Annotated in this window: 29 protein-coding genes, 1 tRNA gene and 1 riboswitch; of the genes, 18 read left to right on the top strand and 12 right to left on the bottom strand. The window is 69.8% G+C overall.

The window, feature by feature from the left end:
• Positions 1 to 130 precede the first annotated feature (130 nt).
• The 3 genes from QF030_RS17320 to clpS all read right to left on the bottom strand — a co-directional run bounded on the left by QF030_RS17320 (position 131) and on the right by clpS (position 2813).
• Positions 131 to 1564, bottom strand: coding sequence for an amino acid permease (locus QF030_RS17320; RefSeq protein ID WP_307163582.1), 1434 nt, complete (start codon positions 1562 to 1564; stop codon positions 131 to 133).
• Positions 1565 to 1884: 320 nt separating this feature from the next.
• Positions 1885 to 2493 carry a DUF2017 domain-containing protein gene (locus tag QF030_RS17315; protein WP_307163581.1) on the bottom strand — a complete coding sequence of 203 codons (609 nt, stop codon included), beginning with the start codon at positions 2491 to 2493 and terminating at the stop codon, positions 1885 to 1887.
• Positions 2494 to 2504: 11 nt separating this feature from the next.
• Positions 2505 to 2813 carry an ATP-dependent Clp protease adapter ClpS gene (gene clpS / locus QF030_RS17310; protein ID WP_307163580.1) on the bottom strand — a complete coding sequence of 103 codons (309 nt, stop codon included), beginning with the start codon at positions 2811 to 2813 and terminating at the stop codon, positions 2505 to 2507.
• Positions 2814 to 2878: 65 nt separating this feature from the next.
• Between clpS and QF030_RS17305 the strand changes: the two genes are divergently transcribed.
• The 6 genes from QF030_RS17305 (at position 2879) to QF030_RS17285 (ending at position 7677) form a co-directional block, all read left to right on the top strand.
• On the top strand, positions 2879 to 4276 hold the full coding sequence (locus QF030_RS17305) for a nicotinate phosphoribosyltransferase (protein ID WP_307163579.1): 1398 nt from the start codon (positions 2879 to 2881) through the stop codon (positions 4274 to 4276).
• Positions 4277 to 4373: 97 nt separating this feature from the next.
• Positions 4374 to 4958, top strand: coding sequence for an isochorismatase family protein (locus QF030_RS17300; RefSeq protein WP_307163578.1), 585 nt, complete (start codon positions 4374 to 4376; stop codon positions 4956 to 4958).
• Positions 4959 to 5027: 69 nt separating this feature from the next.
• The gene (locus QF030_RS17295; protein WP_307167598.1) at positions 5028 to 6116 is read left to right on the top strand and encodes a LacI family DNA-binding transcriptional regulator; all 1089 of its coding nucleotides are present in this window, start codon (positions 5028 to 5030) and stop codon (positions 6114 to 6116) included.
• Between the two features lie 92 nt (positions 6117 to 6208).
• Positions 6209 to 6304, top strand: coding sequence for a putative leader peptide (locus QF030_RS40585; protein WP_020132206.1), 96 nt, complete (start codon positions 6209 to 6211; stop codon positions 6302 to 6304).
• Positions 6305 to 6432: 128 nt separating this feature from the next.
• The gene (locus QF030_RS17290) at positions 6433 to 6711 is read left to right on the top strand and encodes a MoaD/ThiS family protein (protein WP_307163577.1); all 279 of its coding nucleotides are present in this window, start codon (positions 6433 to 6435) and stop codon (positions 6709 to 6711) included.
• Positions 6712 to 6726: 15 nt separating this feature from the next.
• Positions 6727 to 7677 carry a PLP-dependent cysteine synthase family protein gene (locus tag QF030_RS17285; RefSeq protein ID WP_307163576.1) on the top strand — a complete coding sequence of 317 codons (951 nt, stop codon included), beginning with the start codon at positions 6727 to 6729 and terminating at the stop codon, positions 7675 to 7677.
• Between the two features lie 4 nt (positions 7678 to 7681).
• Here the strand turns inward: QF030_RS17285 and QF030_RS17280 are convergent, their stop codons facing one another.
• Positions 7682 to 8188 (bottom strand): type II toxin-antitoxin system PemK/MazF family toxin, encoded by a 507-nt coding sequence (locus QF030_RS17280; protein WP_307163575.1) that lies wholly within the window; start codon positions 8186 to 8188, stop codon positions 7682 to 7684.
• A 261-nt stretch (positions 8189 to 8449) separates the two neighbouring features.
• Between QF030_RS17280 and QF030_RS17275 the strand changes: the two genes are divergently transcribed.
• Positions 8450 to 9202, top strand: coding sequence for an MBL fold metallo-hydrolase (locus QF030_RS17275; RefSeq protein ID WP_307163574.1), 753 nt, complete (start codon positions 8450 to 8452; stop codon positions 9200 to 9202).
• A 74-nt stretch (positions 9203 to 9276) separates the two neighbouring features.
• Here QF030_RS17275 and QF030_RS17270 read toward each other — a convergent pair whose 3' ends face one another.
• Together QF030_RS17270 and QF030_RS17265 are read right to left on the bottom strand one after the other, a co-directional pair.
• A complete protein-coding gene (locus tag QF030_RS17270) occupies positions 9277 to 10584 on the bottom strand; it encodes a PTS transporter subunit EIIC (protein WP_307163573.1) in 1308 nt (435 codons plus the stop codon).
• A gap of 223 nt (positions 10585 to 10807) precedes the next feature.
• Positions 10808 to 12106, bottom strand: a complete 1299-nt coding sequence (locus tag QF030_RS17265) for a PTS transporter subunit EIIC (RefSeq protein WP_307163572.1) — start codon at positions 12104 to 12106, stop codon at positions 10808 to 10810.
• Between the two features lie 185 nt (positions 12107 to 12291).
• Between QF030_RS17265 and QF030_RS17260 the strand changes: the two genes are divergently transcribed.
• The 4 genes from QF030_RS17260 to rdgB all read left to right on the top strand — a co-directional run bounded on the left by QF030_RS17260 (position 12292) and on the right by rdgB (position 14538).
• A complete protein-coding gene (locus tag QF030_RS17260; protein ID WP_020132213.1) occupies positions 12292 to 12525 on the top strand; it encodes a glucose PTS transporter subunit EIIB in 234 nt (77 codons plus the stop codon).
• Positions 12526 to 12630: 105 nt separating this feature from the next.
• Complete coding sequence (gene rph / locus QF030_RS17255; RefSeq protein ID WP_307163571.1) at positions 12631 to 13368, top strand: ribonuclease PH; 738 nt, start codon at positions 12631 to 12633, stop codon at positions 13366 to 13368.
• 108 nt (positions 13369 to 13476) lie between these two features.
• A complete protein-coding gene (locus QF030_RS17250) occupies positions 13477 to 13893 on the top strand; it encodes a hypothetical protein (protein ID WP_307163570.1) in 417 nt (138 codons plus the stop codon).
• 42 nt (positions 13894 to 13935) lie between these two features.
• Positions 13936 to 14538 (top strand): RdgB/HAM1 family non-canonical purine NTP pyrophosphatase, encoded by a 603-nt coding sequence (rdgB, locus tag QF030_RS17245; protein ID WP_307163569.1) that lies wholly within the window; start codon positions 13936 to 13938, stop codon positions 14536 to 14538.
• A 56-nt stretch (positions 14539 to 14594) separates the two neighbouring features.
• Here the strand turns inward: rdgB and QF030_RS17240 are convergent.
• From QF030_RS17240 to bcp, 4 genes are all read right to left on the bottom strand, one after another.
• Positions 14595 to 14667: transfer RNA gene (locus QF030_RS17240), tRNA-Leu, on the bottom strand.
• Between the two features lie 25 nt (positions 14668 to 14692).
• Complete coding sequence (locus tag QF030_RS17235; protein WP_307163568.1) at positions 14693 to 15145, bottom strand: HNH endonuclease signature motif containing protein; 453 nt, start codon at positions 15143 to 15145, stop codon at positions 14693 to 14695.
• Positions 15146 to 15189: 44 nt separating this feature from the next.
• Complete coding sequence (locus QF030_RS17230) at positions 15190 to 15831, bottom strand: HNH endonuclease signature motif containing protein (RefSeq protein ID WP_307163567.1); 642 nt, start codon at positions 15829 to 15831, stop codon at positions 15190 to 15192.
• Between the two features lie 137 nt (positions 15832 to 15968).
• Positions 15969 to 16436, bottom strand: coding sequence for a thioredoxin-dependent thiol peroxidase (gene bcp / locus QF030_RS17225; RefSeq protein WP_307163566.1), 468 nt, complete (start codon positions 16434 to 16436; stop codon positions 15969 to 15971).
• Positions 16437 to 16530: 94 nt separating this feature from the next.
• On the opposite strand from bcp, the gene QF030_RS17220 reads away from it, so the two are divergent.
• The 3 genes from QF030_RS17220 to QF030_RS17210 all read left to right on the top strand — a co-directional run bounded on the left by QF030_RS17220 (position 16531) and on the right by QF030_RS17210 (position 17896).
• Positions 16531 to 16860, top strand: coding sequence for a DUF3618 domain-containing protein (locus QF030_RS17220; RefSeq protein ID WP_307163565.1), 330 nt, complete (start codon positions 16531 to 16533; stop codon positions 16858 to 16860).
• Positions 16861 to 16957: 97 nt separating this feature from the next.
• On the top strand, positions 16958 to 17260 hold the full coding sequence (locus tag QF030_RS17215; protein WP_373428897.1) for a GroES family chaperonin: 303 nt from the start codon (positions 16958 to 16960) through the stop codon (positions 17258 to 17260).
• A gap of 204 nt (positions 17261 to 17464) precedes the next feature.
• Positions 17465 to 17532, top strand: a riboswitch (guanidine-III (ykkC-III) riboswitch).
• A 43-nt stretch (positions 17533 to 17575) separates the two neighbouring features.
• Entirely contained in the window at positions 17576 to 17896 is a 321-nt protein-coding gene (locus QF030_RS17210; protein WP_307163563.1) for a DMT family transporter, read from the top strand.
• Between the two features lie 24 nt (positions 17897 to 17920).
• Here the strand turns inward: QF030_RS17210 and QF030_RS17205 are convergent, their stop codons facing one another.
• On the bottom strand, positions 17921 to 20344 hold the full coding sequence (locus QF030_RS17205; protein WP_307163562.1) for a transglycosylase domain-containing protein: 2424 nt from the start codon (positions 20342 to 20344) through the stop codon (positions 17921 to 17923).
• Positions 20345 to 20596: 252 nt separating this feature from the next.
• On the opposite strand from QF030_RS17205, the gene QF030_RS17200 reads away from it, so the two are divergent.
• From QF030_RS17200 to QF030_RS17185, 4 genes are read left to right on the top strand one after another with little or no spacing between them, the layout of a single operon-like run.
• Complete coding sequence (locus QF030_RS17200) at positions 20597 to 21397, top strand: ABC transporter permease (protein ID WP_307163561.1); 801 nt, start codon at positions 20597 to 20599, stop codon at positions 21395 to 21397.
• 49 nt (positions 21398 to 21446) lie between these two features.
• The gene (locus QF030_RS17195; RefSeq protein WP_307167597.1) at positions 21447 to 22211 is read left to right on the top strand and encodes an ABC transporter permease; all 765 of its coding nucleotides are present in this window, start codon (positions 21447 to 21449) and stop codon (positions 22209 to 22211) included.
• Positions 22212 to 22237: 26 nt separating this feature from the next.
• Positions 22238 to 23272: an ABC transporter ATP-binding protein gene (locus QF030_RS17190; protein ID WP_307163560.1), complete on the top strand. Its 1035-nt coding sequence runs from the start codon at positions 22238 to 22240 to the stop codon at positions 23270 to 23272.
• Positions 23273 to 23281: 9 nt separating this feature from the next.
• The gene (locus QF030_RS17185; RefSeq protein WP_307163559.1) at positions 23282 to 24112 is read left to right on the top strand and encodes a DUF1707 SHOCT-like domain-containing protein; all 831 of its coding nucleotides are present in this window, start codon (positions 23282 to 23284) and stop codon (positions 24110 to 24112) included.
• A 181-nt stretch (positions 24113 to 24293) separates the two neighbouring features.
• On the opposite strand, the gene QF030_RS17180 is transcribed toward QF030_RS17185, so the two are convergent.
• Positions 24294 to 25625 (bottom strand): SGNH/GDSL hydrolase family protein, encoded by a 1332-nt coding sequence (locus tag QF030_RS17180; protein WP_307163558.1) that lies wholly within the window; start codon positions 25623 to 25625, stop codon positions 24294 to 24296.
• Positions 25626 to 25655: the final 30 nt, after the last annotated feature.

Below are 25655 nucleotides of genomic sequence, written 5' to 3'. Positions count from 1 at the left end.
CGGGCGGGCCGTCCCGTACCGGGGGAGTGGTACGGAACGGCCCGCGTCGCGGACGTCCTGAGCGGCTGGCGCAGGGGGCGCCACGAGTGCTCCCTGCGGCCGGACGTCCCGGGGGTGGTCGACCGGTCGGTCAGCCGACCTTCTCGAACTCCGGCTCGCGCCGTGCGGTGATCTCGGGGTTGCGGCTCTTCAGGACCGCCCAGCCGATGCCGAGCGCGACCGCCCAGCCCGCCATCACGTACAGGCAGACCCGGGAGTCGGCGTCGTACGCGATCAGGCCGGTGACGAAGAGCAGGAAGGCGATGGCCACCCAGCTGAACGCCGAGCCGCCCGGGGCCGGGAAGGACGAGGCGGGCAGCCGGCCCGCGACGACCGCGCGGCGGTAGAGGACGTGGCTGATCAGGATCATCAGCCAGGTCCAGATGCCGGCCGCGGTGGCCACCGAGGTGACGTAGCCGAAGGCCTTCTCCGGGACGACGTAGTTCAGGATCACGCCGATGCCCATGAACAGGACCGAGACCGTGATGCCGAAGGCGGGCGTCTTGGTCGACGACAGCTTGCGGAAGACCGCGGGAGCCTCGCCGCTGTCGGCCAGGTTCCGCAGCATGCGGCCGGTGGAGTACATGCCCGAGTTGCAGGAGGACAGGGCCGCCGTCAGCACGACGAAGTTCACGATGCCGGCGCCCGCCGGGATGCCGATCTTCGCGAACGCCTCGACGAACGGGCTCACGCCCGGCGCGAACTCCGTCCACTTCACCACGCAGAGGATCACCGTGAGCGCACCGACGTAGAACAGCGCGATACGCCACGGCAGGGTGTTGATCGCCTTCGGGAGCGTCTTCTCCGGGTCCTGCGACTCGCCCGCCGTGACACCGACCAGCTCGACCGCGAGGTAGGCGAACATGACGCCCTGGAGGGTCATCAGGGAGGAGCCGACGCCCTTGGGGAAGAAGCCGTCGAAGGCCCACAGGTTGGAGACCGCGGCCGTGTCGCCGGCGCTGCTGAAGCCGAAGGTGAGGACGCCCAGGCCGATGACGATCATGCCGATGAGCGCGGTGACCTTCACCATCGAGAACCAGAACTCCAGCTCACCGAAGAGCTTCACGGAGATCAGGTTGACCCCGAAGAGGATCACCAGGAAGACCAGTGCGGTCACCCACTGCGGGACGGCCGGGAACCAGTAGTTGACGTAGATCGCGGCGGCCGTCAGCTCGGCCATACCGGTGACGACCCACATCAGCCAGTACGTCCAGCCGGTGAAGTAACCGAAGAACGGGCCGAGGAACTCGCGCGAGTACTCCGCGAAGGAACCCGAGACCGGCCGGTAGAGCAGCAGCTCGCCCAGCGCCCGCATGATGAAGAAGATGATCCCGCCCGCGAGGGCGTACATCAGGATGAGGCTGGGACCGGCCTTGGCGATGTTCGCCCCGGCGCCCAGGAAGAGCCCGACGCCGATGGCGCCGCCGATCGCGATCATCTGGACCTGGCGGCTGCCGAGTCCGCGTTCGTACCCCTCTTCGGGAGTGTCAGTGACAGCGGTGTCAGTGACCTTCTCAGAGGTCATGTGTGGTGCGCCTTTCTCCATGCCGAACCGGGCCTCTCGTCGGCCTCGGATCGGGTTTCGATCCCCCCGGATTGATGGAGCGATGCCTGGCCGGCGATCAACCGGCTCGGTGGCGCACCCGGCCGAACATACGGGTGGTGTTCGCCGGGCGGTCGTGAAGATTTATCACGCCCGCAATATCGATCACCCGGGTGGCCTGTGGCACACGACACAAGAAGAAGCGGATGAACGAGACACAAAGAGGACACTCCCGGCCGTCGCGTTGACGCGATCGTTATCCGGATTTGAGCGTCCTCTGAGCGAACAGGAGTGCGTACGAACTAGGGCAGAAGAGTCGTCACCAGCGTCTCCTGGAGCCCGCCCAGCCACAGGTACGCCATCACCATCGGCTTGCGCGGGTCCTCGTCCGGCAGCCGGTAGAGCAGGTCGGTGTCGTCCTCGTTGGTGATCTCCAGGCGGGAGCCGATCGCGAGGCGCAGATCGTTCAGCGCCCGCAACCACTGCTGGGACTCCTGCGGCGTCAGCTTCAGTACCGCCCCGCCCGCACCGGCCGCCTCGGCGGCCAGCGCGTCCAGCGAGCGGACCACCGTGAGGGCGTTCTCGCGCTTGCCGGCCCGCAGGTCGTTCTCGGTGTAGCGGCGGAACTCGGCGGAGTGCGCCTTCTGCTCGTCCGCCAGCCGGGGTCCCGAAGTGCCCTCCGGGTCGGTGTAGGCGTCCGGGAAGAGGCGGCGCAGCACCGGGTCGGCGGGGGGCTCGCTCGGCCCGTCGGCGAAGAGCTCGGCGAGCGGGTCGTCGGGGGCGTCCCCGGCGGGGCCGGGGCCGATGAGCTCCAGGAGCTGCACGGCCAGCGACCGGATGATGGAGATCTCGACGTCGTCGAGCGCGACGGCCGCGCCGCCGCCGGGGAGCGGTTCGAAGTGTCCAGGCATAGGAGGGGAGGCTACTTCCGGTCCTGCTGGAGGGTGGCCCACAGGCCGTATCCGTGCATCGCCTGCACGTCGCGCTCCATCTCCTCGCGCGAACCGCTGGAGACGACCGCCCGGCCCTTGTGGTGGACGTCGAGCATGAGCTTGGTGGCCTTGTCCTTGGTGTACCCGAAGTACGACTGGAAGACGTACGTCACGTAGCTCATGAGATTGACCGGGTCGTTGTGGACGATCGTGACCCAGGGGACGTCCGGCTCGGGTACGGCGAAGACCTCCTGCGCCGACTCGGTGCGTTCGATCTCTAGGGGAGCGGGTGACGTCACAAGCCCATGCTGCCACGCCTCCGGGAAATCGTCACACCGACGAAAAGGGAGTACTATCCGTTGCCATGAACACAGCGGACCTTGGGCTGCCAGAAGAAGAAGGGCGCGAAGCGCTTCCTCGGAAGGGCGGTGGTGGGCGACGGGTGGGCGTCCCGTCGACGGCGCTCTTCACGGACCAGTACGAGCTGACGATGCTCCAGGCGGCCCTGAAGGCGGGCACGGCCGAACGGCACAGCGTGTTCGAGGTCTTCACCCGGCGGCTGCCGGAGGGCCGGCGCTACGGAGTCGTCGCGGGCACCGGGCGGGTGCTGGACGCCGTGGAGAACCTCCACTTCGACGAGGACGTCCTCGACTTCCTGCGCGAGCGGAACATCGTCGACGAGGAGACCCTGGACCGGCTCGCCGGATACCGCTTCTCGGGTGACATCTGGGGCTACCCGGAGGGCGAGGTCTACTTCCCGGGCTCGCCGATCATGCGGGTCGAGGGCTCCTTCGCCGAGTGCGTGCTCCTCGAGACGGTGATCCTCTCCATCCTCAACCACGACTCCGCGATCGCGGCCGCCGCCTCCCGGATGTCCTCCGCCGCGGGCGGGCGCCCGCTGATCGAGATGGGCGCCCGCCGCACCCACGAACTGGCCGCGGTCGCCGCCGCCCGCGCCGCCTACATCGGCGGCTTCGCCACCACCTCCGACCTCGCCGCCGGCTACCGCTACGGCATCCCCACCGTGGGCACCAGCGCCCACGCCTTCACCCTCCTCCACGACAGCGAGCGGGACGCCTTCCGGGCCCAGGTCGACTCGCTCGGCCGCGGCACCACCCTGCTCGTGGACACGTACGACGTCGCCGAGGCCGTCCGGACCGCCGTCGAGGTCGCCGGGCCCGAGCTCGGCGCGGTCCGCATCGACTCCGGCGACCTGCTCCTCGTGGCCCACCGGGTGCGCCAGCAGCTCGACGAGCTCGGCGCGACGGACACCCGGATCATCGTCACCTCCGACCTCGACGAGTACGCCATCGCCTCACTGGCCGCGGCCCCCGTCGACGCGTACGGCGTCGGCACCCAGCTGGTGACCGGTTCCGGGCACCCGACCGGCTCGATGGTCTACAAACTGGTCGCCCGCACCGGATCCGCGGACCCGCACGCGCCGCTGGTGCCGGTGGCGAAGAAGTCCTCCGGCGGCAAGACCTCCATGGGCGGCCGCAAGTGGGCGGCGCGCCGGCCCGACGCCGACGGGGTGGCCGAGGCCGAGGTCGTCGGCACCGGACCCGTCCCCGCCGAACTCGCCGGACATCAGCTCCTCGTCGAGCTGGTCAAGGGCGGCGAGGTCGTCGGCCGGGAGCCCCTCGACGCCGTCCGCGACCGCCACACGGCGGCCCGCGCCGGCCTGCCCCTCTCCGCGACCCAGCTGTCGCGAGGGGAACCCGTCATTCCCACGGAGTATGTACGGGGCCCGTCGGGTAACTAGGGCGTGTGCCCGGCGACCGCCGGGCGACGCCCCCTCCCGCGGGGCCGACAAAGTCTCTAGGCTCAATTACTTCACCCTCAGTCGAAGGACACCGACCATGCGCCGCGCCTTGATCGTCGTAGACGTGCAGAACGACTTCTGCGAGGGAGGCAGCCTCGCGGTGGCCGGCGGCGCCGACGTGGCCGCCGCCATCACCGAGCTGATCGGGCAGGCGCCCGCCGGTTACCGGCACGTGGTGGCCACCCGCGACCACCACATCGCGCCCGGCGGCCACTTCGCCGACAACCCCGACTACACGCACTCCTGGCCCGCGCACTGCGTGGCGGGCACGGAGGGCGTCGGCTTCCACCCCAACTTCGCGCCCGCCGTCGCCTCCGGCGCCATCGACGCCGTCTTCGACAAGGGCGCCTACGCCGCCGCGTACAGCGGTTTCGAGGGAGCCGACGAGAACGGCGCCACACTGGGCGACTGGCTGCGGGACCGCCAGATCGACGAGGTGGACGTCGTCGGCATCGCCACGGACCACTGCGTACGCGCCACCGCCCTGGACGCGGCCCGCGAGGGCTTCCGCACCCAGGTGCTGCTGGACCTCACCGCGGGGGTGGCCAAGGAGAGCACCGACCGGGCCCTGGAGGAACTTCGCGCGGCGGGCGTCGAACTGACGGGCAAGCCGGTCGTCTGAACCCGGCGCCGCCCCCACGCGCCGGTTACCGTTTCCGCAAAGGTGCACGCACAACTCGCCCCGACGGAGATGGTGTTGACGCAACGCTCGCACGCAAGGCGGCCCACGCTCGAAGACGTCGCCCGGCAGTCGGGGGTCTCGAAGTCGACCGTGTCCCGGGTGATCAACGGGGAGGACCGGGTACGGACGGAGGTCGTCGACCGGGTCCGCCGGGTGATCTCCGAGCTGGGCTACGTCCCCAACCAGGCCGCCAGGCAACTCGTCACCCACCGCACGAACGCCGTCGCCGTGGTCGCCGCCCAGCCCGAGAACCGGCTCTTCATCGACCCCTTCTTCGACCTCCTCCTGCGCGGCGTCCGCCGCGAACTCGCACTTCACGGCGCCCAGGCCGTCCTGCTGTTCCTGGAGGAACCGGACGACTACGCACGCGTCGCCGACTACCTCGGCGGCGGCCACGTCGACGGCGCGATCCTGTTCTCCCTGCGCCCCGGCGACCGACTCGCCGAGATCATCGACCGGCTCGGCCTCCCCGCCGTGTTCGGCGGCCGCCCGCTGCTGCGCGACGGCGACCCCGTGCGGGCCGGCCAGGCCCATGTCGACGGCGACAACCGGGGCGGCGCCCGGCTGGCCGTCCAGCATCTGGTGGACCTCGGGAGGCGGCGGATCGCGACCGTCGCCGGGCCCTACGACCAGGAGAACTCCGCCGCGGACCGGCTGGCCGGGTACCGGGACGTGCTCGGCGACGCCCACCCGCCGCACCTCGTCGAGCGGGCCGACTACACCCGGCAGGGCGGCGCCGACGCCATGGCCGCGCTGCTGGACCGCCACCCCGACCTCGACGCCGTGTTCGTCGCCTCCGACCTCATGGCGTCCGGCGCCCTGCAGACCCTGCGCGAACGCGGCCGCAGCGTCCCCGCGGACGTGGCCGTCGTCGGCTTCGACGACCTCACCTCCATCGCCGAGGCGACCGACCCGCCGCTCACCACCGTCCACCAGGACGCCGAGGAGATGGGGCGGCTGATGGCCCGCCTGCTGCTCGCCCTGGAAGACGCGCCGCACGGGCCGGGGGGCGGGGCGGCGGACAGCTCGCCGGACGGGTCGTCCGACGGGCCCTCCGTGATCGTCCCCACTCGTCTGGTGCGCCGCGCGTCGGCCTAGCGGCACGGTGGCATCTCACCCTCCGGCCCGCTTCCGTCCGCGATGTGGGATCACATTCCAGGAGGCGGACCGGGAATCGATACGATGAGCCCATGGTTCTGAACGACGTGAGCGAGAAGACGCCGGGCGCACTGCTCGTGGCGCGGCTGCACGTCGACCTGTGCAGGCTCGCCAGCGCCATCTGTTGACGCACCACCCGCCGCCGTACGGCCGTGAGCCGACCGGGGGAAACGCCCGCGCGAGCGCAGCCGACCGCGGGGGAGCCGCACACGCACGAACCCGCGCTGCCCACACCTTCCGACAGGAGCCCTGAGCCATGGCCATCGAGGTCCGCATCCCCACCATCCTCCGCCAGTACACCGACGGTCAGAAGGCGGTGGAGGGCAACGGTGAGACCCTCGCCGACCTGTTCACCGACCTCGAGACCCGGCACGCGGGGATCCACGCCCGCATCGTGGACGACGGGAAGCTGCGCCGCTTCGTCAACGTGTACCTGAACGACGAGGACGTCCGCTTCGTCGACGGCATCGACACCAAGCTGACCGACGGCGACACCGTGACCATCCTGCCGGCCGTGGCCGGCGGCATGGCCTGATCGGCCCCGAGCCCCATGCGTTACGACTCCCCGCTGGCCGCGGTGGGCAACACCCCTCTGGTGCGCCTGCCGCGGCTCTCGCCGTCCGCCGACGTCCGCATCTGGGCGAAGCTGGAGGACCGCAACCCCACCGGCTCGGTCAAGGACCGCCCCGCTCTGCACATGGTCGAGCAGGCCGAGAAGGACGGCCGGCTCACCCCCGGCTGCACCATCCTGGAACCGACGAGCGGCAACACCGGCATCTCCCTCGCCATGGCGGCCAAGCTCAAGGGCTACCGCATGGTCTGCGTGATGCCCGAGAACACCTCGCAGGAGCGCCGGGACCTGCTCGGCATGTGGGGCGCCGAGATCATCCCCTCCCCGGCCGCGGGCGGCTCCAACACCGCGGTCCGCGTCGCCAAGGAGCTCGCCGCCGAGCACCCCGACTGGGTGATGCTCTACCAGTACGGCAACCCCGACAACGCGGGCGCCCACTACGCCACCACCGGCCCCGAGATCCTCGCCGACCTCCCGTCCATCACCCACTTCGTGGCCGGCCTCGGCACGACGGGGACCCTGATGGGCGTCGGCCGCTTCCTTCGCGAGAACAAGCCGGACGTGAAGATCGTCGCCGCCGAACCGCGCTACGACGACCTGGTCTACGGCCTGCGCAACCTCGACGAGGGCTTCGTGCCCGAGCTGTACGACGCCTCCGTCCTCACCACCCGCTTCTCGGTCGGCTCGGCGGACGCCGTGACCCGCACCCGGGAACTCCTCCAGCAGGAGGGCATCTTCGCGGGCGTCTCCACGGGCGCGGCCCTGCACGCGGCGATCGGCGTCGGCAAGAAGGCGCTGGCGGCGGGGGAGAGCGCCGACATCGCGTTCGTCGTCGCGGACGGCGGCTGGAAGTACCTGTCGACAGGCGTCTACACCGCGGCCACCACGGAGGAAGCGATCGAGACCCTCCAGGGCCAGCTCTGGGCGTAGGGTTTCAGGTAGCCAGGTGACGGACCTGGTCCCACAGGACCGGGTCCACCACACCCACCCTGCGCCGGAAGTCGCTCACCCGGACCTGGCGCAGCTCGTCCGTCTCCAGGAAACTCGGCCGCCCCTGCGCGTCGCCCACGGCACCCGGCGGCAGCGGGATCACTCCGGCCCGCTCGTCGTGGTACTTGCTGGTGATCTTCGCGACGGTGGCGCGGTCACCGTGCACCATGAGCACCAGACACGGCCGGTCCTTCACCCCGGGACCGTCCTCGAACGGCACGTCCGCCCACCAGATCTCCGCGGGTTGTGGACGGCCCGTGACGTCATGGCCCCGGGTCGACCGGCCCGAAGGCCGCTCCGTCGTCCGGCCCGTCGTGCGCCCCGTCGTCCGGCCCGGCGGCCGGGTCCTGCGCCGCCGCGGTCGCCGGCCCCGCCCCCAGCCGTCCACGAGCGTCGCGACCAGAGCGAGCAGTACCACCGCAGCGAGCGCGAGCCACCAGGACGTGTCCATACGACGACGTTACCGGCGTGCGAGCGGCGCCGCGCGCCCCCTCGGCACTTCACATGCCCCTGGTCCAGCCGAACCGGTGACACCACAGGTGAGTTCGCCCACAACGGCCCCTGGCGGAGGAGCGACCCGGGGTTTTGCGCCTTACGCTCGACGCACCGCACGACCCCCCGTTGCCCCGTTCAACGATCGTTCGTTCCACGATCCGTCCCCCGGACCTCACCCGGTACTTCTCGGTTTCCCGCCAGCGGAGGTTTCGCCTTCATGAAGCTCACCGTCGTCGGCTGCTCGGGGTCGTTCCCGTCCGCGGAATCGGCCTGCTCGAGCTACCTCCTCGAGGCCGACGGCTTCCGGCTGCTTCTCGACATGGGCAACGGCGCCCTGGGCGAGTTGCAGCGCCACTGCGGTCTCTACGACCTCGACGCGATCTTCCTGAGCCATCTGCACGCCGACCACTGCATCGACATGTGCGCCTACTTCGTCGCGCGCTACTACCGCCACGACGGCGGCCGCTGCGCGCCCATCCCGGTCTACGGCCCGGAGGGTACGGAGCACCGCCTGACCACGGCCTACGCCGACACCCCGTCGGCCTCCTCCATGAGCGAGGTCTTCGACTTCCACACGGTCAAGCCGTCCACCTTCGAGATCGGCCCGTTCACCGTGCACACCGAACGCGTGGCGCACCCGGTGGAGGCGTACGGCATCCGCGTCGAACACGAGGGCAGGTCGCTGACCTACTCCGGGGACACCGGCGTCAGCCCCGCGCTGGACGACCTCGCCCGCGACACCGACCTCTTCCTTTGCGAGGCCGCTTTCACGCACGGCAAGGAGAACATCCCCGACCTGCACCTCAACGGCCGCGAAGCCGGCGAGACGGCGAGCAGGGCGGGAGCGAGGAAGCTCGTGCTGACGCACATCCCGCCGTGGACGGACCCCCGGATCAACCTCGCGGACGCCCGAGCGGCGTTCGACGGCCCGGTGGAACTGGCCGCGCCCCGGCTGACGTACGAGATCTAGACCCACGGCATGCGAAAGGCCCCCGGAGCGGTTCAGGGCTCCGGGGGCCTTCGCGTGCGTACCGGCGGGGGCGGCTACGCCTTGGTGAGGTCCTCGACCTCCTCCTCGGGCTCACGGCCCGGGGTGGGAAGGTTGAACTTCGTGATGGCGAAGCGGAAGACGACGTAGTAGATCGCGCCGAAGGCCAGGCCGACGGGGATCAGCAGCCAGGGCTTGGTGGAGATGCCCCAGTTGATGAAGACGTCGGTCAGACCAGCCGAGAAGCTGAAGCCCATGTGCATGCCCAGCGCCCAGGTCACGGCCATCGAGAGCGCGGTGAGCACCGCGTGGATCGCGTACAGCAGCGGCGCGATGAACATGAACGAGAACTCGATGGGCTCCGTGACACCGGTGACGAAGGAGGTCAGCGCGAGCGAGATCATCATGCCCGTCACGGCCTTGCGGCGCTCGGGGCGAGCGGTGTGCGCGATGGCCAGGGCGGCGGCCGGCAGACCGAACATCATGATCGGGAAGAAACCGGTCATGAACAGGCCGGCGGACGGGTCACCGGCGAAGAAGCGGGGCAGGTCACCGTGGAAGACGGTGCCGGCGGAGTTGGTGAAGTCGCCGATCTGGAACCAGGCAACGGAGTTCACGAACTGGTGCATGCCGATCGGGATCAGCGCGCGGTTGATCAGACCGAAGAGGGCCGCACCGAAGGAGCCGAGGCCGGTCATCCACTCACCGAAGTTGGTGATCACGTCACCGATGGGCTGCCAGCCCAGGACGACCAGGACACCGAGCGCGGTGCCGACGGCGGCCGTGATGATCGGGACGAGTCGACGGCCGTTGAAGAAGCCGAGCCAGTCGACGAGCCGCTTGCGGTGGTAGCGCTGCCACAGCACGGCCGTCAGCAGACCGAGGATGATGCCGCCGAGCACACCCGGGTTCTGGAAGGACGCGGCCTGGGCGGCCTCGGTGCCCTTCTGCCAGAACCCGCCGCCGAGTCCGGTTCCGGTGTAGGTGGCGCCCTCGTGGCCGTCCTTGATCGGGAACTGGTGGATCACCGCGTAGTAGGTGAGGAAGCTGACCACGGCGGCCAGCGCCGTCGAGCCGTCGGCCTTCTTCGCGAAGCCGATGGCCACGCCTATGCAGAACAGCAGGGGCAGCCCGAACGAGCTGTCCAGGATGGCGCCGCCGGCTCCGGCGAACACCTTCGCGACATCGGTGGGCAGGTGCAGCTTCTCCTGCACGTCCGCCTGGCCCAAGCGCAGCAGCAAGCCCGCCGCCGGCAGCACGGCGATCGGGAGCTGAAGGCTTCGGCCGACCTTCTGCAGGCCTTGCAACAGGCCGGATCCCCACTTCTTCGCGGGGGCCGCCGGTGGCGCGGTGGCGGTGCTCATAGACTTCCTCCATCGGTGATGGTCTACACCACTGAGTGGTGTAGACCATGTTGTAGCACGGTGAAGGCGATATAAGGAACCCGTCAAACCTGCAACCGGAGCGCTACGCGCCGTGCCGGATCCTGGACGATCTCCCGCTCTGCGCGGGACATGCGAAAGGGCCCCCGGAACCGAGTTCCGAGGGCCCTCGAGCCGTGCGGCGGAAGGCCGCCAAGGCCTTCGCTCACGCCTTGGTGACGTCCTCCCGCTCCTCCTCCGGCTCCCGCCCGGGGGTCTTCAGGTCGAACCTCGTGATCGCGAAGCGGAAGATCGCGTAGTAGACGACGGCGAAGCACAGACCGATCGGGACGATCGCCCACGGCCGCGTCGCCAGGTTCCAGTTGATGACGTAGTCGATGAGCCCGGCGGAGAAGCTGAAACCGTCGTGCACCCCCAGCCCCCACGTCACCGCCATCGACGCTCCCGTCAGCACCGCGTGCACCGCGTACAGCAGCGGCGCCACGAACAGGAACGAGTACTCGATCGGCTCGGTGATGCCGGTCACGAACGAGGTCAGCGCCACCGACAGCATCAGGCCGCCGACCTCCTTGCGGCGCGACGGCTTCGCGCAGTGCGTGATCGCGAGCGCCGCGGCGGGCAGCGCGAACATCATGATCGGGAAGAAACCGGAGGTGAACTGACCCGCGTCCGGGTCGCCCGCCAGGAACATGTTGATGTCGCCGTGCACCACCGTGCCGTCCGGCTTCGTGAAACTGCCGAACTGGAACCAGATGGGCACGTTCAGGAACTGATGCAGACCGATCACCAGCAACGCCCGGTTCGCGACACCGAAGATGCCCGCACCCCACGCGTCCAGCCCGTCCAGCCAGTCGCTGAAACTCTCCAGGGCGTCGCCGATCGGCGGCCACACCCACAGACACAGCGCGGCGAACGCGATCGCCACGAACGCCATGATGATCGGCACCAGACGACGGCCGTTGAAGAAGCCCAGCCAGTCCACCAGCTTCGTGCGGTGGTACCGCTGCCAGAGGAACGCCGTCAGCAACCCCATGACGATCCCGCCGAAGACCCCCGGATTCTGGTACGCGAAAGCCCCGACCGTGTTGTCGGTCGCCTGGCATCCGATGTTCGGGACCACCTTCGAACCCGGCGGGCAGTCCTCCGGGAACTGCCGCAACACGTTGTAGTAGACGAGGAATCCCGCCACCGCCGCCAGTGCCGTCGAACCGTCCGACTTCTTCGCCATGCCGATGGCCACACCGATGCAGAACAGCAGGGGCAGTCCGAGCGAACCGTCGAGCAGCGCCGCACCCGCGCCCGCCATCACCTTCGCCACGTTCGTCCAGCCGAGCCCGTCGTCCCCGAACACGTCGGGCTGGCCGAGCCTGTTGAGGATGCCCGCGGCCGGCAGTACCGCGATCGGCAGCTGCAGGCTGCGCCCCATCTTCTGGAGACCCTGGAACGCGACGTGCCAGCGCCGCCGTGCGGGGCTGATCTCGGTCTCGGCGCTCTCGGCACTCATCGTTTGGCGACCGCCTGTCAGGTGGTGTAGACCAGCTACGGACGATTGGGTTGCTGCGACGTCATCACTGACGTCATCCTTCGGTACACCCGGCACAATCGCTCGCGAAGTTGGGCCAACTGTGGGTTACTGCGACAAAGCGGTTCACATCGCGGGTCGCATCAGGGAATTCAGGGAGACGGAACATGGCCACCAAGGCTGAGAAGATCGTCGCCGGACTCGGCGGCCTCGACAACATCGAAGAGATCGAAGGCTGCATCACCCGGCTGCGCACCGAGGTCAACGACGCCTCGCTCGTCGACGAAGCCGCCCTGAAGGCTGCCGGCGCCCACGGCGTCGTCAAGATGGGCACCGCGATCCAGGTCGTCATCGGCACCGACGCCGACCCCATCGCCGCGGAGATCGAAGACATGATGTGAGCCACCCCGCTCACTCCTGAGCGCCCCGCCCGGCCGCTCACCCCCAGGGGCTCCTCCACCACCGTGGGAGGAGCCCCTTCCGCAGGTACGGCTAGGCTCAGCGCCATGTCTCGAATCGACGGCCGCACCCCCGAACAGCTCCGCCCCGTCACCATCGAACGCGGCTGGAGCAAGCACGCCGAGGGCTCCGTCCTCGTCTCCTTCGGCGACACGAAGGTCTTCTGCACCGCCTCCGTCACCGAGGGCGTGCCCCGCTGGCGCAAGGGCAGCGGCGAGGGCTGGGTCACCGCGGAGTACTCCATGCTCCCCCGCGCCACCAACACCCGCGGCGACCGCGAGTCCGTCCGCGGCAAGATCGGCGGCCGCACCCACGAGATCTCCCGCCTCATCGGCCGCTCCCTGCGCGCGGTGATCGACTACAAGGCGCTGGGCGAGAACACCATCGTCCTCGACTGCGACGTCCTCCAGGCCGACGGCGGCACCCGCACGGCGGCCATCACCGGCGCGTACGTCGCGCTGGCGGACGCCATCACGTGGGCCCAGGGCAAGAAGCTCATCAAGGCCGGCCGCCGACCCCTCACCGGAACGGTCTCCGCGGTCTCGGTCGGCATCGTCGGAGGCGTCCCGCTCCTCGACCTCCGCTACGAGGAGGACGTCCGCGCCGAGACCGACATGAACGTCGTCTGCACCGGCGACGGCCGCTTCGTCGAGGTCCAGGGCACCGCCGAAGCCGAGCCGTTCGCCCGCGACGAACTCAACTCCCTGCTGGACCTGGCCGTCCTGGGCTGCACGGAACTGACTGTCCTCCAGCGCACGGCACTTGATACGGTCCTCGAAAAGTAAAGGGCACACCAAGAGGGACGGCGGGCGGGAGCAACCACCCCGCCCGTCCCGGCGTCTTGGCCAGTACACCAACGGGGGCCTCCGGGCCTGACAAGCGGAGGAACACACATGTCCACGGCCGCGAGCCGACGCCCGCAGCGGCGTCGTCGTACCGTCATAGCCGCCGCCACGGCGGCCGTCGCCCTCACCCTGGGTCTGACGGTGACCGGCTGCGACGCAGTCAACAAGGCCCTGGACTGCGTCCAGACCGCCGACTCCATCGCCGACAGCGTCACCGACCTCCAGCAGGCCGTGGAGAACGCCGCGAACGACCCCGGCCAGACCGAGGAGTCGCTGACCTCCATCGAGAACAACCTCGACAAGATAGGCGACAAGACGGACAACACCGACGTCAACAAGGCGGTCGACGACCTCCAGGCAGCCGTCGCCAACGTCCGCACCGCCGTCGAGAACGGCGACAACACCCCCGACCTCAGCCCCGTCACCGACGCGGCGGGCGAACTGACGAAGGTCTGCACGCCGTAACACCCGGTGAGGCCGGGGCGGCGGACTGGGGATACTGGGCGCATGACCCGCCTGATCCTCGCCACCCGCAACGCCGGAAAGATCACCGAACTGAGGTCGATCCTCGCCGACGCAGGCCTGCCCCACGACCTCGTCGGCGCGGACGCCTACCCCGACATCCCCGACGTCAGGGAGACCGGCGTCACCTTCGCCGAGAACGCGCTCCTGAAGGCCCACGCCCTGGCTCAGGCCACCGGATTCCCGGCCGTCGCCGACGACTCGGGCCTCTGCGTCGACGTTCTCAACGGCGCCCCCGGCATCTTCTCGGCCCGCTGGTCGGGCAGACACGGCGACGACCAGGCCAACCTGGACCTGCTCCTGGCCCAACTCTCCGACATCGCCGAGGAACACCGGGGCGCCCACTTCGCCTGCGCGGCCGCCCTCGCCCTCCCCGACGGCACGGAACGCGTCGTCGAGGGCCGTCTCACCGGCACCCTGCGCCACACCCCGACCGGCACCAACGGCTTCGGCTACGACCCGATCCTCCAGCCGGACGGCGAGTCGCGCACCTGCGCGGAACTGACGCCGGCGGAGAAGAACGCGATCAGCCACCGCGGCAAGGCGTTCCGGGAACTGGTGCCGGTGGTGCGGGAACTGTTGGGCTGATGCAACGATCCAGGCCCTGCGCCTTCGAATCGAAGGTGCAGGGCCTGTTTTTCTTGTACGCCCGGTCGGATTCGAACCGACAGACACAACTACCTAAAAGTTGCCGCTCAGCCCTTGGCGTACGGGCGCCAGTGCTCCCGCCCACTTTACTGGGCTAGGTCGCTCTGCGTCCGCCCCCTCTGCACCAGGTGTCGGTGATGGCGTGGCAGTTGGGGCACAGCAACCGCAGGTTCTCCCGCCGGTCATCGCCCCAGTCCCCGTTGATGTGATCGATCTCCAGGGTCATGGGTTTGCCGAGCCACTCGGGGCCGACCTCGCAGCCTGCGCACTGTTCCGGTTCGCCCAGCTCGAGGAGCGCCCGACGCAGTAGATGGGTTCGGGTCCGGCGACTGCCGTCATGCCGGACCAGGATGTCCGCAGCGCACCGGGACGGCACAGTGCCCGGCCCTCCCCGCTGATGCGCCTGCCCGAGGAAGTGGGAGGTGTCGAGGCCGTGCTCCTCGACCCAATGGCGGAGGAGGACGCGTAGCTTGCTGTTGTAGGGCTCCATTCCCAGGGCGCGGAGGGCGCCCGCGACGGAGGTCGTTCCTTCGACTGCGTGGCGCAATACCTCGGCACCTGGTCTGGCGGGCGCCGTCCTCACACGACGGCTCATGATGCGCGCCCCTTGCCGCGCCCGCGGTAACTCTCGGTTGTGGAATGGCAGTTGGGGCACAGGAATCGCAGGTTCTCGATGCGGTTGTCACGCCAGTTGCCATCGACGTGATCGACCTCCAGCGGCAGTGGACGTCCTTGCCACACTGCTTCGAGCCCGCAGAGACCGCACCGCTCCAGGAGGCCGACCGTGGTCATCGCCCACTTCAGTCGATCACTCGGGATACGCCGCGCGGCTCCGGCAGGCTGCTCGACGAGCAGCCTCTCGGGTGTCCGGGGACGCCGCGGTTTGCCGCGCCGGGTCTGCCCCTGGAAGTGCGACGTGTCGATCCCGTACGCCTTGATGCGGCGGCTGATGTGCGTGTGGTGGCCGCCGACGATCTCCAGGCCGAGATGCCGCAGCACCTCGCACGTGTTCGTCGAAGCGGCCACCGCCGACTCCAGGATCTCCCGCGTCCACTTCACCCCCTCCCGTTCGAAGTGCGACGTGTCCACCCCGAGCTTGCGCATCCGTTCGCGGATATAGCCCCGCGTCGGACTCCCCGGCTCGATCTCCAGTGTCGCCAACGCCTCCGTCAGCGTCCGGGACCCCCGAGCCGCCTCCTCCAGCCGTTCCCTGGTGTACGCGCTCGCCCCCATCGAAACCGCCTCCGTCCCCGACCACCCGTTCGTGGTCTCGTACGGAGTAACGAATCGATTGTCGGACAGTCACGCCCGAAACGTGAAGCGGCCCGTGTCGGGGGTCCGACGCGGGCCGCTTGCCGGGGGTGAGGGGCTCAGATGCCCAGGTCCTTGATGATCTTGGCGACGTGGCCGGTGGCGCGGACGTTGTACAGGGCGCGTTCCACCTTGCCCTCCTCGTCGACCACGATCGTGGAGCGGATGACGCCCATGTACGTCTTGCCGTAGTTCTTCTTCTCGCCGTACGCGGCATAAGCCTCGGTGACGGTCTTCTCGGGGTCGGCCAGGAGGGTGACCTTCAGGGACTCCTTGTCGCGGAACCTGCCCAGCTTCTCGGGGCTGTCGGGGGAGATGCCGAGGACGTCGTACCCGGCGCCGGTCAGCAGTTCCAGGTTGTCCGTGAAGTCACAGGCCTGCTTCGTGCAGCCGGGGGTAAGCGCGGCCGGGTAGAAGTAGACGATGACCTTGCGGCCCTTGTGGTCCGACAGGGACACCTGGTTGCCGTCGGCGTCGGGGAGGGTGAAGGCGGGGGCCACGTCCCCGGGCTGGAGTCGCTCGCTCATCGGGCCAGCGTAACCGGGGGTCCTGACAGTGCGGCGGCGGGCGGAGCTGACAGACTGTCCAGAACAAGACTCAGCTGACTTCGGAGGCCTTACCGTGGCGGAGACGTCGGACACCAGAACCCCGGCGCAGATCGAGGCGGACATCAGGGCCCGCCGCGAGGTGCTGGCGGAGACGCTGGACGAGATCGGGGTGCGGGTGCATCCGAAGACCATCGTCGGGGACGCCAGAGCCAAGGTCGTCGCCAACGTCGATCACACGCTCGGGAGGGCCTACGTCCAGGTCAACCGCGCCGTGAGCGAGGTGCGGGCGCAGTTCGTGGACGAGGAGGGCGCGCCCCGCCTGGAGCGGGTCGTGCCCGTGGCGCTCGTCGTGGTCGCCGTCGTGGGGCTGCTCACGTTCGGCGGACGGCGCCGCAAGCGCTGAGCCCCTGCACTCCTCTCGTACTCGCCGGGGTAGGTTCAGTGGTGTGAGCGCCAAGAGAGACGACCTGAGTACCACGCACGACAAGCTGCCCATCCGGATGCTGCACGACCGTGTGCTCGTGAAGCAGGAGGCCGGCGAGGGCGAGCGGCGTTCCGGTGGCGGGATCCTGATTCCCGCCACCGCGGCCGTCGGTCGCCGGCTGGCGTGGGCCGAGGTCGTCGCGGTGGGCCAGAACGTGCGGACCGTGGAGCCGGGGGACCGGGTGCTGTACGACCCGGAGGACCGTGCGGAGGTCGAGGTGCGGGGTGTCGCCTACGTGCTGATGCGCGAGCGCGATCTGCACGCCGTGGCGGCCGACCGCTTCGAGGGCTCCGAGGACTCGACCGGCCTGTATCTCTGACCGGTTCGTATCTCTGACCGGTTCGTATCTCTGACCGGTTCGTATCTCTGACCGGTTCGCGTCTCTGACCGGTTCGTATCTCTGACCGGTTCGCGTCTCTGACCGGTTCGCGTCTCTGATCGGCCTGAGCCCCTGATCGGCCTGGGCCTCTGATTCAGTCGGCCTGACGGGCTGGTGATCATGGTCGCCAGCCCGTCAGGCGTTTCTTTGCTACGTTTGGAAGGAACCCGACGAGACGCGCCGTACCGGGACGCAGGAAAAGACGACGCATCGCTGTGTCAGTGCGTTCGCGTTCGCGTCTCGGAGGTGTTCCTCATGGCCTGGGTTCTGCTCGTCGTCGCCGGTCTGCTGGAAGTCGGCTGGTCGATCGGGATGAAGTACACGGACGGGTTCACCCGGCTGGTGCCCAGTCTGTTCACCGGCGCCGGCATCGTCGCCAGCATGCTGCTGCTGTCGTACGCCGCCCGCTCCCTTCCCATCGGTACCGCCTATGGCGTCTGGGTCGGGATCGGGGCGGCGGGGGCCGCCGTGGTCGGCATGGCGGTGCTGGGAGAGCCGGCGACCGCCGCCCGGATCTTCTTCGTCTGTCTTCTGCTGGTCGCCGTGGTGGGGCTCAAGGCGACCGGCGGTCACTGACGGACGTCGGCGCCGAGGTGCCGGTCAGTCCCAGCCGGTCGACGTCAGCTGGGGGCCGAGCGTCGTGCCCGCCGTGTTCCCGGTGTCTCCGGTCGCGCCGTCGGTGGCGCCGGTGGACGTGTTGCCGTCGGTGGTGCCGGAACTGGTGCCCGAGGTCGTTCCGCCGGTGGCCGTGCCGCCGTCGGTGGTGCCGGTCGACGTGTTGCCGCTGGTCGTGCCGCCTTCGGAGGTGGTGCCGGAGGTGGTGCCGGTGGTGCCGTTCGTGGTCGTGCCGCCGCCCGTCTGCCCCTGGGTCTGACCCTGCGTCCGGCCCTTGGTGGCGTCGGAGCTCGGCGTGCTGCCGTCGGTCTCGTCGTCGGTGGGCTCGTCCTCGGAGGGCGGGGCCGAGGGGTAGGCGGACTGCTCGCCGCCCTCCTGGATCTGGAGGTTGAAGTCCGAGGCAGGGGTGCCCTTCAGGGCGTTCCTGGTGAACTGGGCCCAGATCTCGGTGGGCGCGCCGCCGCCGTTGATACGGGGCAGGCCCATGGCGCCCTTGAGGGACTTGTGGTGGGCGGTCTTCGGGTCCTGGCCCATGACCGCGACCACGGTGGCCAGGTCGGGGGTGTAGCCGGCGAACCAGGCGGCGGTGTCCTCCTCGGCGGTGCCGGTCTTGCCGGCGGCGGGCCGGTCGGCGGCGAGGGCCGCGGTGGCGGTGCCGTTCTGGACGACGCTGCGCAGGACCGAGGTGGTGGTGTCGGCGGCCTCGCGGCTGACGACCTGGGAGGACTTCTGCTCGGGCAGGTCCACCACGTCGGAGCCGTCCTTGGTGACCTTCTCGATCAGGGTGTACGTGCCGTGCTTGCCGTGGTTGGCGAGGGTGGCGTAGGCCTGGGCCATGTCCAGGACGCTGGCGTTGGCCGTGCCGAGGGCGATGGAGGGGTAGGGCTGGAGGTCGGGGGTGTCGGTGGGCAGGCCGAGCTCGATCGCGGTCTGCTTGACCTTGGCGGGGCCGACGTCGACGGCCATCTGCGCGTACACCGAGTTCACCGACTTGTCGGTGGCGGTGCGCACGTCGATGTTGCCGTAGTTGACGTAGTCCTCGTTCTCGGGGGCGTAGGTGCCGCCGCTCCAGCCCTGGATGGGGCGCTTGTTGGTGCCGTCGTAGACGGTGTTGGGGGTGATCTGGCGGCCGTCCTGGGTCTCCGAGCCGTTCTCGACGGCCGAGGTGAAGACGAACGGCTTGAAGGTGGAGCCGACCTGGAAGTCCTGACGGGTGGCGTTGTTGGTGTACTGCTTGATGTAGTCGATGCCGCCGTACAGGGCGAGGACCTTGCCGGTCTTGGGTTCGACGGCGGCGCCGCCCGCGCGGACGTAGGTGTCGACCTTGCGGTTCTTCTGGTCGAGCTTCTTCATCAGCTTGTCGTCGACGGCGTCGACGAAGGCGTTCTGCTTGCTCTTGTCGATGGTGGTGGTGATGCGGTAGCCGCCGGCGTCGAGTTCTTCCTGGGTGACGATCTTGTTGTCGCGCAGGTAGTCCTTGATCGCGTTGACGAGGTAGCCGCGCTGTCCCGACATGCCGGTGTCGGCGCCGGAGGTCTCCTGGACCGCGGGGAACTTCATGCCGGTGCGCCGGGACTCGCTGAGCCAGCCCTTGGTGACCATGCCGTCGAGGACGTAGTTCCAGCGGGCCTCGGCGGCGGCCTTGTTCTCGGGGTGGGCGATGATGTCGTACTCGCTGGGCGCGTTGACCAGGGCGGCGAGGTAGGCGCCCTGGGCGGGGGTGAGCTTGGCGGCCTCGACGCCGAAGTAGGCCTTGGCGGCGGCCTGCATGCCGTAGGCGTTGCGGCCGAAATAGCTGGTGTTGAGGTAGCCCTCGAGGATGTCGTCCTTGGAGGTCTCGCGGTCCAGCTTGATGGAGATGAAGAACTCCTTCACCTTGCGGGTGACGGTCTGTTCCTGCGCGAGGTAGTAGTTCTTCACGTACTGCTGGGTGATCGTGGAGCCGGACTGCTTGCCCTTGCCGGTGGCGGTGTTCCAGCCGGCCCGCAGCATCGCCTTGGGGTCGATGGCGGACTCGGTGTAGAAGTCGCGGTCCTCGGCGGCCAGGACGGCGTGCTGGGCGTCCTTGGAGATCTGGGCGAGGTCGACGTTCTCGCGGTTGACGGTGCCGTCACGGGCGATCTCGGTGCCGTCTGCGTAGAGGTAGACGTTGGACTGCTTGGTGGCGAGCGCGTTGGCCGGTGGGATCTTGACCATGGAGTAGCCGAGGACGAAGAGTCCGCCGAGCACCAGGACGCCGAGGACGAACGTGCCGAGCATCATCCGCCAGGTGGGCAGGAGCCGGCGCAGGCCGGTGCGCTTGGGTCGTTTCATCTTCTTGCCTTCCTCGCCACTTCCTCGGTCACCCGCCTCGGGTGCTCCGGGTGCCGAGCCCTCGGTGGGCTCCTGCGGCTGTGGCTCGTCACTCATGTGCTGCTGGACTCCTGTTTCGCGTCGTACGTTCCGTGCGCCTCGTAAAGCCTTGTAAGCCTCGTACGCCTTCTGCGTCCCCTGTTGAAGACTCTCGCACCCGGCGTTCCGTTCCCGGCAATCGGCGCGCGTTCGGTCACACGTCGTGCCCGGAAAACACGTGGCACGCGGCCGGAGCGGCGCACTAGGCTCCTGCGTTTCGGTGTCGAAGGGGGCACCAGGGGTGACTAGCGGGCGAGGAGGAAGGTTGCCTTGGGATCGGCGCGGTTGTACGCGGCCGTCGCGGCGGGAGGTTTCAGAAGGTACGCGACGTACCGGGTGGCCACGGCCGCGGGGGTGTTCACCAATACCGTTTTCGGCCTGATCCTCGTCTACACCTATCTGGCGTTGTGGGACGAGCGGCCGCATCTGGGCGGCTATGACCAGGCACAGGCGGTGACCTATGTGTGGTTGGGGCAGGCGCTGTTCGCGACGCTCGCGATCCAGGGCGGCGGGTTCGAGATCGAGTTGATGGAGCGGATCCGCACCGGCGAGGTGGCCGTGGACCTGTATCGGCCGGCCGATCTCCAGGCGTGGTGGCTGGCGAGTGATCTGGGGCGGGCGCTGTTCCAGTTGCTGGGCCGCGGGGTGCTGCCGTTCGTCTTCGGGGCGTTGTTCTTTCCGACGGCGCTGCCGCTCGATCCGGTGACGTGGCTGGCCTTCGCGGTGACGATCGCGCTCGCGATGGTGGTCAGTTACGGGATCCGGTTCCTGGTGGCGCTGAGCGGGTTCTGGCTGATGGACGGCACGGGTGCGGTGCAGGTGCTGATGGTCACCGGGATGTTCTTCTCGGGGATGGCGCTGCCGCTCAACGCGTTTCCGCGGCCGCTCGGGGACATCGTGACGCTGCTGCCCTGGTCGGCCTTGCTGCAGACGCCCGCCGACGTGCTGCTGGGGCGGACGGATCCTTGGCCCGCGTTCGCTTTCCAGGCGGGCTGGGCGGTGGTGCTGCTGGCGGTGGGCCGCCTGGTGCAGGGGGCGGCGACGCGGCGGGTGGTGGTGCAGGGTGGGTGAGACGGGCCGGCTGACGGAGGGGTTGCGGGCCTACCGGCTGATCGCCGGCATGTGGATCCGGTCGACGCTGGCGTACCGGGTGTCGTTCGTGCTGACCGTGGTCGGTGGTCTGCTGGTGACGGGGCTGGACTTTGTCGCGATCTTGCTCATGTTCTCGCAGGTGGACGTGCTCGGCGGTTACACGCTGCCGGAGGTCGCCTTTCTGTACGGGTTGTCGGCGACGTCGTTCGGGCTCGCGGATCTGTCGATCGGCTCGGCGGGCCGGCTGGGCTCGCGGGTGCGGGACGGCACGCTCGACACGCTGCTGGTGCGGCCCGCGCCGGTGCTGGCCCAGGTCGCCGCGGACCGGTTCGCGCTGCGCCGGGTCGCCCGGTTGATCCAGGGCGGGCTGGTGCTGGGCTATGCGTGCGTCGCGCTGGACGTCGTCTGGTCGCCGGTGAAGGTGGCGTTGGTGCCCGTCATGCTGGTGTGCGGCGGGGTGATCTTCGCGGCGGTGTTCGTGACCGGTGCGGCGTTCCAGTTCGTGGCGCAGGACGCGTCCGAGGTGCAGGCGGCGTTCACGTACGGCGGTCAGACGTTGTTGCAGTATCCGCCGACGGTGTTCGGCAAGGAGCTGGTGCGCGGGGTGACGTTCGTGCTGCCGCTGGCGTTCGTCAACTGGGTGCCGGCGGCCCATGTGCTGGGGCGGCCGTATCCGTTGGGGCTGCCGGAGTGGGCGGCGTTCGCGCCGCCGCTGGTGGCGGTGGCGTGCTGTGCGGCGGCGGGGCTGGCGTGGCGGGCGGGGCTGCGGACGTATCGGAGTACGGGGAGTTGAGGACGACCGTGTCAGAGGGTGCGACGGTGTCGGAAAGCGCGTTCATCGAGGTGGACCGGGTCGAGAAGGTCTTCGACGTGCGCAGGCGGACCGGTTTTCTGCGGCGGGAGCTGCGACGGGTGCGGGCGGTGGACTCGATCTCCTTCACCGTGGCGCGCGGTGAGATGGTCGGCTACATCGGGCCGAACGGCGCGGGCAAGTCGACGACGATCAAGATGCTGACGGGCATCCTCACGCCGAGCGGGGGCCGGCTGCGGGTCGCCGGGATCGATCCGTCCCGTGAGCGGACGCGGCTGGCGCATCGCATAGGGGTGGTGTTCGGGCAGCGTACGACGCTGTGGTGGGACCTTCCGCTGATCGACTCCTATCGGCTGATGCACCGCATGTACCGGATCCCGGACGGCCGTTATCGGGAGAACCTCGACCGGCTGGTCGAACTCCTCGACCTGTCAGCGCTGTTGGAGGTGCCGGTGCGTCAGCTGTCGCTCGGCCAGCGCATGCGCGGCGACATCGCTGCGGCCCTGCTGCACGATCCCGAGGTGCTCTATCTGGACGAGCCGACGATCGGTCTCGACGTGGTCTCCAAGGGGCGGGTGCGGGAGTTCCTGCGCGAGCTGAACACCGAGCGCGGCACGACGGTCCTGCTCACCACCCACGATCTCCAGGACATCGAGCAGCTCTGTTCCCGGGTGATGGTCATCGATCACGGCCGTCTGGTGTACGACGGTGCGCTCGCCGGGCTGCACGAGGCGGGGGAGAGCGAGCGGACGCTGGTGGTGGACCTGGCGCGGGAGCTGCCGCCGGTCGATGTGGGGGAGGCGGCGCGGGTGGTGAAGGTGGACGGGCCGAGGCAGTGGCTGGCGTTCCCGGCCGCGGCGTCGGCCGCTCCGCTCGTCGCCCGGATCGCGGCGGAGTACCCGCTGGTGGATCTGTCGGTGCGGGAGCCGGACATCGAGGCCGTCATCGCGAAGATGCTGTATTCGACGGGGGACGCCCCGCAAGTCCCCTCGGACCGGGAGGCGTCGAGGGAGACCGTAGTGCCGGCGCCCGGGAACTCGTAGGCTGCTGATATGACCGACGACGCAGCCCCGGGCCTGCCGGATCTCCGCGCCTCCGACGCCGATCGTGAGCGGGTCGCCGAGGTCCTGCGGGACGCCCTCGCGGAGGGCCGGCTCGACATGACGGAGTTCGAGGAGCGGCTGGAGGAGACGTACAAGGCGCGCACGTACCGCGAGTTGGCGCCGATCACCAGGGACCTGCCGGTCGCCGGGTTCACCTCCCCGGCCGTCGTGTCACTGCACAAGGAGCCTCCGCAGGAGGGGAGTTGGGCGGCACGGATCGTGGGCGGCGAGGGTTCGTCGACCTGGGCGGTGGCCGTGATGTCCGGCTTCCAGCGCAGGGGTCGCTGGACGGTGCCCCGGCGGTTCACCTGCTTCGCCTTCTGGGGCGGCGGGGAGATCGACCTGCGGGAGGCCAACTTCGCCGCCGGTGAGGTCGAGATCAACTGCTTCGCGATCATGGGCGGGATGCAGATCACGGTGCCGCCGGGGGTCGAGGTCGTGGTCCGCGGGATCGGCGTGATGGGCGGCTTCGACCAGCAGGAGACCGGTGTTCCCGGTGACCCGGACGCGCCGCGGGTGGTCGTCGGCGGGTTCGCCTTCTGGGGCGGGGTCGGCATCGAGCGCAAGAAGACGCGGGCCGCCCGGCGCCAGGAGAGGCTGGACCGCAGGGCGGCGAAGCGCGAGCTGCGTTCGTCGTCCCGGGACGAGGACGGGGAGGACCGCCGCCCGACGCTCGAGGGCCACGAGGACCGCGGACTCGGGCACGGGCTGGGACACGGCCTCGGGGCGGGGACGGCCGACCCGCGGAAGGAACAGCGGGAGCGCCGCTACGGGAACTGAGCCCGCTGCGAGAACCGGGCCCGGGGCCCGGCCCCGCTGCGAGGACCCGGTTCGCTGCGAGGACAGGGCCCGCTACGAGAACCGAGTCCGTTGCGAGGACCGGGGCCGCTGCGACGCCCGCGCCCGGTAGGAAGACCGGGTTCGTTGCGTGCGCCGGGATCCTCGGGCGGCTCGGCTGCTGTCACAGCCGGGCGGGCGCCGGGCCGTCCAGTTCCGTCAGATCGATGGTCCGCGCCATCTTGCGGTAGCCCCGGTCGCTGGGGTGCAGATGGTCGCCCGAGTCGTACTCCGGACGCAGGCTGCGCGGGTCGTACGGGTCGCGCAGCGCCCGGTCGAGGTCGACGACCGTGTCGAACACCGCGTCCGCCCGGATCGCCTGGTTGATCAGCTGCCGCACGTTCTCGCGGCCGTCGCTGTAGCCGCGGTGGCCGCGGAACGGCGTGAGGGTGGTGCCGATGACCCTGATGCCGTGGGCGTGGGCACGCTCGACGAGGGTGCGCAGGCCGTCCACGACCGCCTGCGGGTCGGCGAGCCCGGGGTCGCGCAGGATGTCGTTGATGCCGAGGTCGATGACGACGGCCTTGACGTTCGTACGGCCGAGGACGTCCCGCTCGAAGCGGTTGAGCGCTGCGGCGCCGTGGCGGGAGTCGTCGGTGAGGACCCGGTTCCCGCTGATGCCCTCGTTGACGACGCCGTAGCGGGGCGTGTCCCCGCCGTCGGCGACGCTCGCCCGCAGCCGGCCGGCGAGGACGTCGGGCCAGCGGCGGTTCGCGCCCGCGGTGGAGGTGACGCCGTCGGTGATGGAGTCGCCCAGGGCGACGACGGTGCCGTCCGCCCTGTTGCTGAGCACGTCGAGGGCGGTCAGGTAGCGCCAGTACTCGCCGGCCCCGGTGAACGCGGCGCCGGTGACGTCCTCGGTGGACTCGCCCTCGGCGACGTAGTTGGTCTGCCGGGCGTGCGGGTGGTAGGTGACCGGCCCGGCGGAGGTCGGGGAATAGGTGCTGACCAGGACGTCGGAGTCGGACGGGACGGCGACGGTCACGGCGTCGCTGACCGTCTGCCCGCCGGGCGGGACGACGACCGTCGTGGCGCCGCCGAAGGTGAGCCGGCGCAGGGAGTCGGCAACCGCGGCCGCGCTCCCGTCGCCGGTGGCGACGGCGAGGGTGGCGTGCGTCACGGTGAGCGGGCCCACGCCGTAGAGGTTGGACAGCGTGACGCGGGCACTCGTCCCGCCGACGCTGGTGTGCACGACGTTGCGGACCGTGCGGCCCGCCATGCCGTCGGTCGCGGTGCCCGGTTCACCGCTGACCGGCGCGGCCGCCCAGGTGCCGACCCAGACGCCCGTCGAGATGGGCGCGGCGCTGCCGGGACCGGGGACCTCGGCGGGGCCGGCCGCCCGGGCTTCGAGCCCGGGACCGTGGTCGGAGGCGGCGGACGCGTATATGGCGGCGGAAAGGCCCACGATCAGGGCGGTGATCGCCGACAGGAGGGCATAACCGTGTCGCCTGGTCATGCGGGGGTTCTCCTCGGTGAGGGGAGCGGT

The sequence above is a fragment of the Streptomyces rishiriensis genome (assembly GCF_030815485.1).
Classification (GTDB): Bacteria; Actinomycetota; Actinomycetes; order Streptomycetales; family Streptomycetaceae; genus Streptomyces; species Streptomyces rishiriensis_A.
This window is presented reverse-complemented; position numbering and strand designations above follow the sequence as displayed.

What these genes read in the sequence shown, in the direction of transcription:
- QF030_RS17320 (WP_307163582.1), bottom strand. Translation starts at nt 1,564, where the DNA reads ATGACCTCTGAGAAGGTCACTGACACCGCTGTCACTGACACTCCCGAA.
- QF030_RS17315 (WP_307163581.1), bottom strand. Translation starts at nt 2,493, where the DNA reads ATGCCTGGACACTTCGAACCGCTCCCCGGCGGCGGCGCGGCCGTCGCG.
- QF030_RS17305 (WP_307163579.1), top strand. Translation starts at nt 2,879, where the DNA reads ATGAACACAGCGGACCTTGGGCTGCCAGAAGAAGAAGGGCGCGAAGCG.
- QF030_RS17300 (WP_307163578.1), top strand. Translation starts at nt 4,374, where the DNA reads ATGCGCCGCGCCTTGATCGTCGTAGACGTGCAGAACGACTTCTGCGAG.
- QF030_RS17295 (WP_307167598.1), top strand. Translation starts at nt 5,028, where the DNA reads ATGGTGTTGACGCAACGCTCGCACGCAAGGCGGCCCACGCTCGAAGAC.
- QF030_RS40585 (WP_020132206.1), top strand. Translation starts at nt 6,209, where the DNA reads ATGGTTCTGAACGACGTGAGCGAGAAGACGCCGGGCGCACTGCTCGTG.
- QF030_RS17290 (WP_307163577.1), top strand. Translation starts at nt 6,433, where the DNA reads ATGGCCATCGAGGTCCGCATCCCCACCATCCTCCGCCAGTACACCGAC.
- QF030_RS17285 (WP_307163576.1), top strand. Translation starts at nt 6,727, where the DNA reads ATGCGTTACGACTCCCCGCTGGCCGCGGTGGGCAACACCCCTCTGGTG.
- QF030_RS17280 (WP_307163575.1), bottom strand. Translation starts at nt 8,188, where the DNA reads ATGGACACGTCCTGGTGGCTCGCGCTCGCTGCGGTGGTACTGCTCGCT.
- QF030_RS17275 (WP_307163574.1), top strand. Translation starts at nt 8,450, where the DNA reads ATGAAGCTCACCGTCGTCGGCTGCTCGGGGTCGTTCCCGTCCGCGGAA.
- QF030_RS17270 (WP_307163573.1), bottom strand. Translation starts at nt 10,584, where the DNA reads ATGAGCACCGCCACCGCGCCACCGGCGGCCCCCGCGAAGAAGTGGGGA.
- QF030_RS17265 (WP_307163572.1), bottom strand. Translation starts at nt 12,106, where the DNA reads ATGAGTGCCGAGAGCGCCGAGACCGAGATCAGCCCCGCACGGCGGCGC.
- QF030_RS17260 (WP_020132213.1), top strand. Translation starts at nt 12,292, where the DNA reads ATGGCCACCAAGGCTGAGAAGATCGTCGCCGGACTCGGCGGCCTCGAC.
- rph (WP_307163571.1), top strand. Translation starts at nt 12,631, where the DNA reads ATGTCTCGAATCGACGGCCGCACCCCCGAACAGCTCCGCCCCGTCACC.
- QF030_RS17250 (WP_307163570.1), top strand. Translation starts at nt 13,477, where the DNA reads ATGTCCACGGCCGCGAGCCGACGCCCGCAGCGGCGTCGTCGTACCGTC.
- rdgB (WP_307163569.1), top strand. Translation starts at nt 13,936, where the DNA reads ATGACCCGCCTGATCCTCGCCACCCGCAACGCCGGAAAGATCACCGAA.
- QF030_RS17230 (WP_307163567.1), bottom strand. Translation starts at nt 15,831, where the DNA reads ATGGGGGCGAGCGCGTACACCAGGGAACGGCTGGAGGAGGCGGCTCGG.
- bcp (WP_307163566.1), bottom strand. Translation starts at nt 16,436, where the DNA reads ATGAGCGAGCGACTCCAGCCCGGGGACGTGGCCCCCGCCTTCACCCTC.
- QF030_RS17215 (WP_373428897.1), top strand. Translation starts at nt 16,958, where the DNA reads ATGCTGCACGACCGTGTGCTCGTGAAGCAGGAGGCCGGCGAGGGCGAG.
- QF030_RS17210 (WP_307163563.1), top strand. Translation starts at nt 17,576, where the DNA reads ATGGCCTGGGTTCTGCTCGTCGTCGCCGGTCTGCTGGAAGTCGGCTGG.
- QF030_RS17205 (WP_307163562.1), bottom strand. Translation starts at nt 20,344, where the DNA reads ATGAGTGACGAGCCACAGCCGCAGGAGCCCACCGAGGGCTCGGCACCC.
- QF030_RS17195 (WP_307167597.1), top strand. Translation starts at nt 21,447, where the DNA reads ATGTGGATCCGGTCGACGCTGGCGTACCGGGTGTCGTTCGTGCTGACC.
- QF030_RS17185 (WP_307163559.1), top strand. Translation starts at nt 23,282, where the DNA reads ATGACCGACGACGCAGCCCCGGGCCTGCCGGATCTCCGCGCCTCCGAC.
- QF030_RS17180 (WP_307163558.1), bottom strand. Translation starts at nt 25,625, where the DNA reads ATGACCAGGCGACACGGTTATGCCCTCCTGTCGGCGATCACCGCCCTG.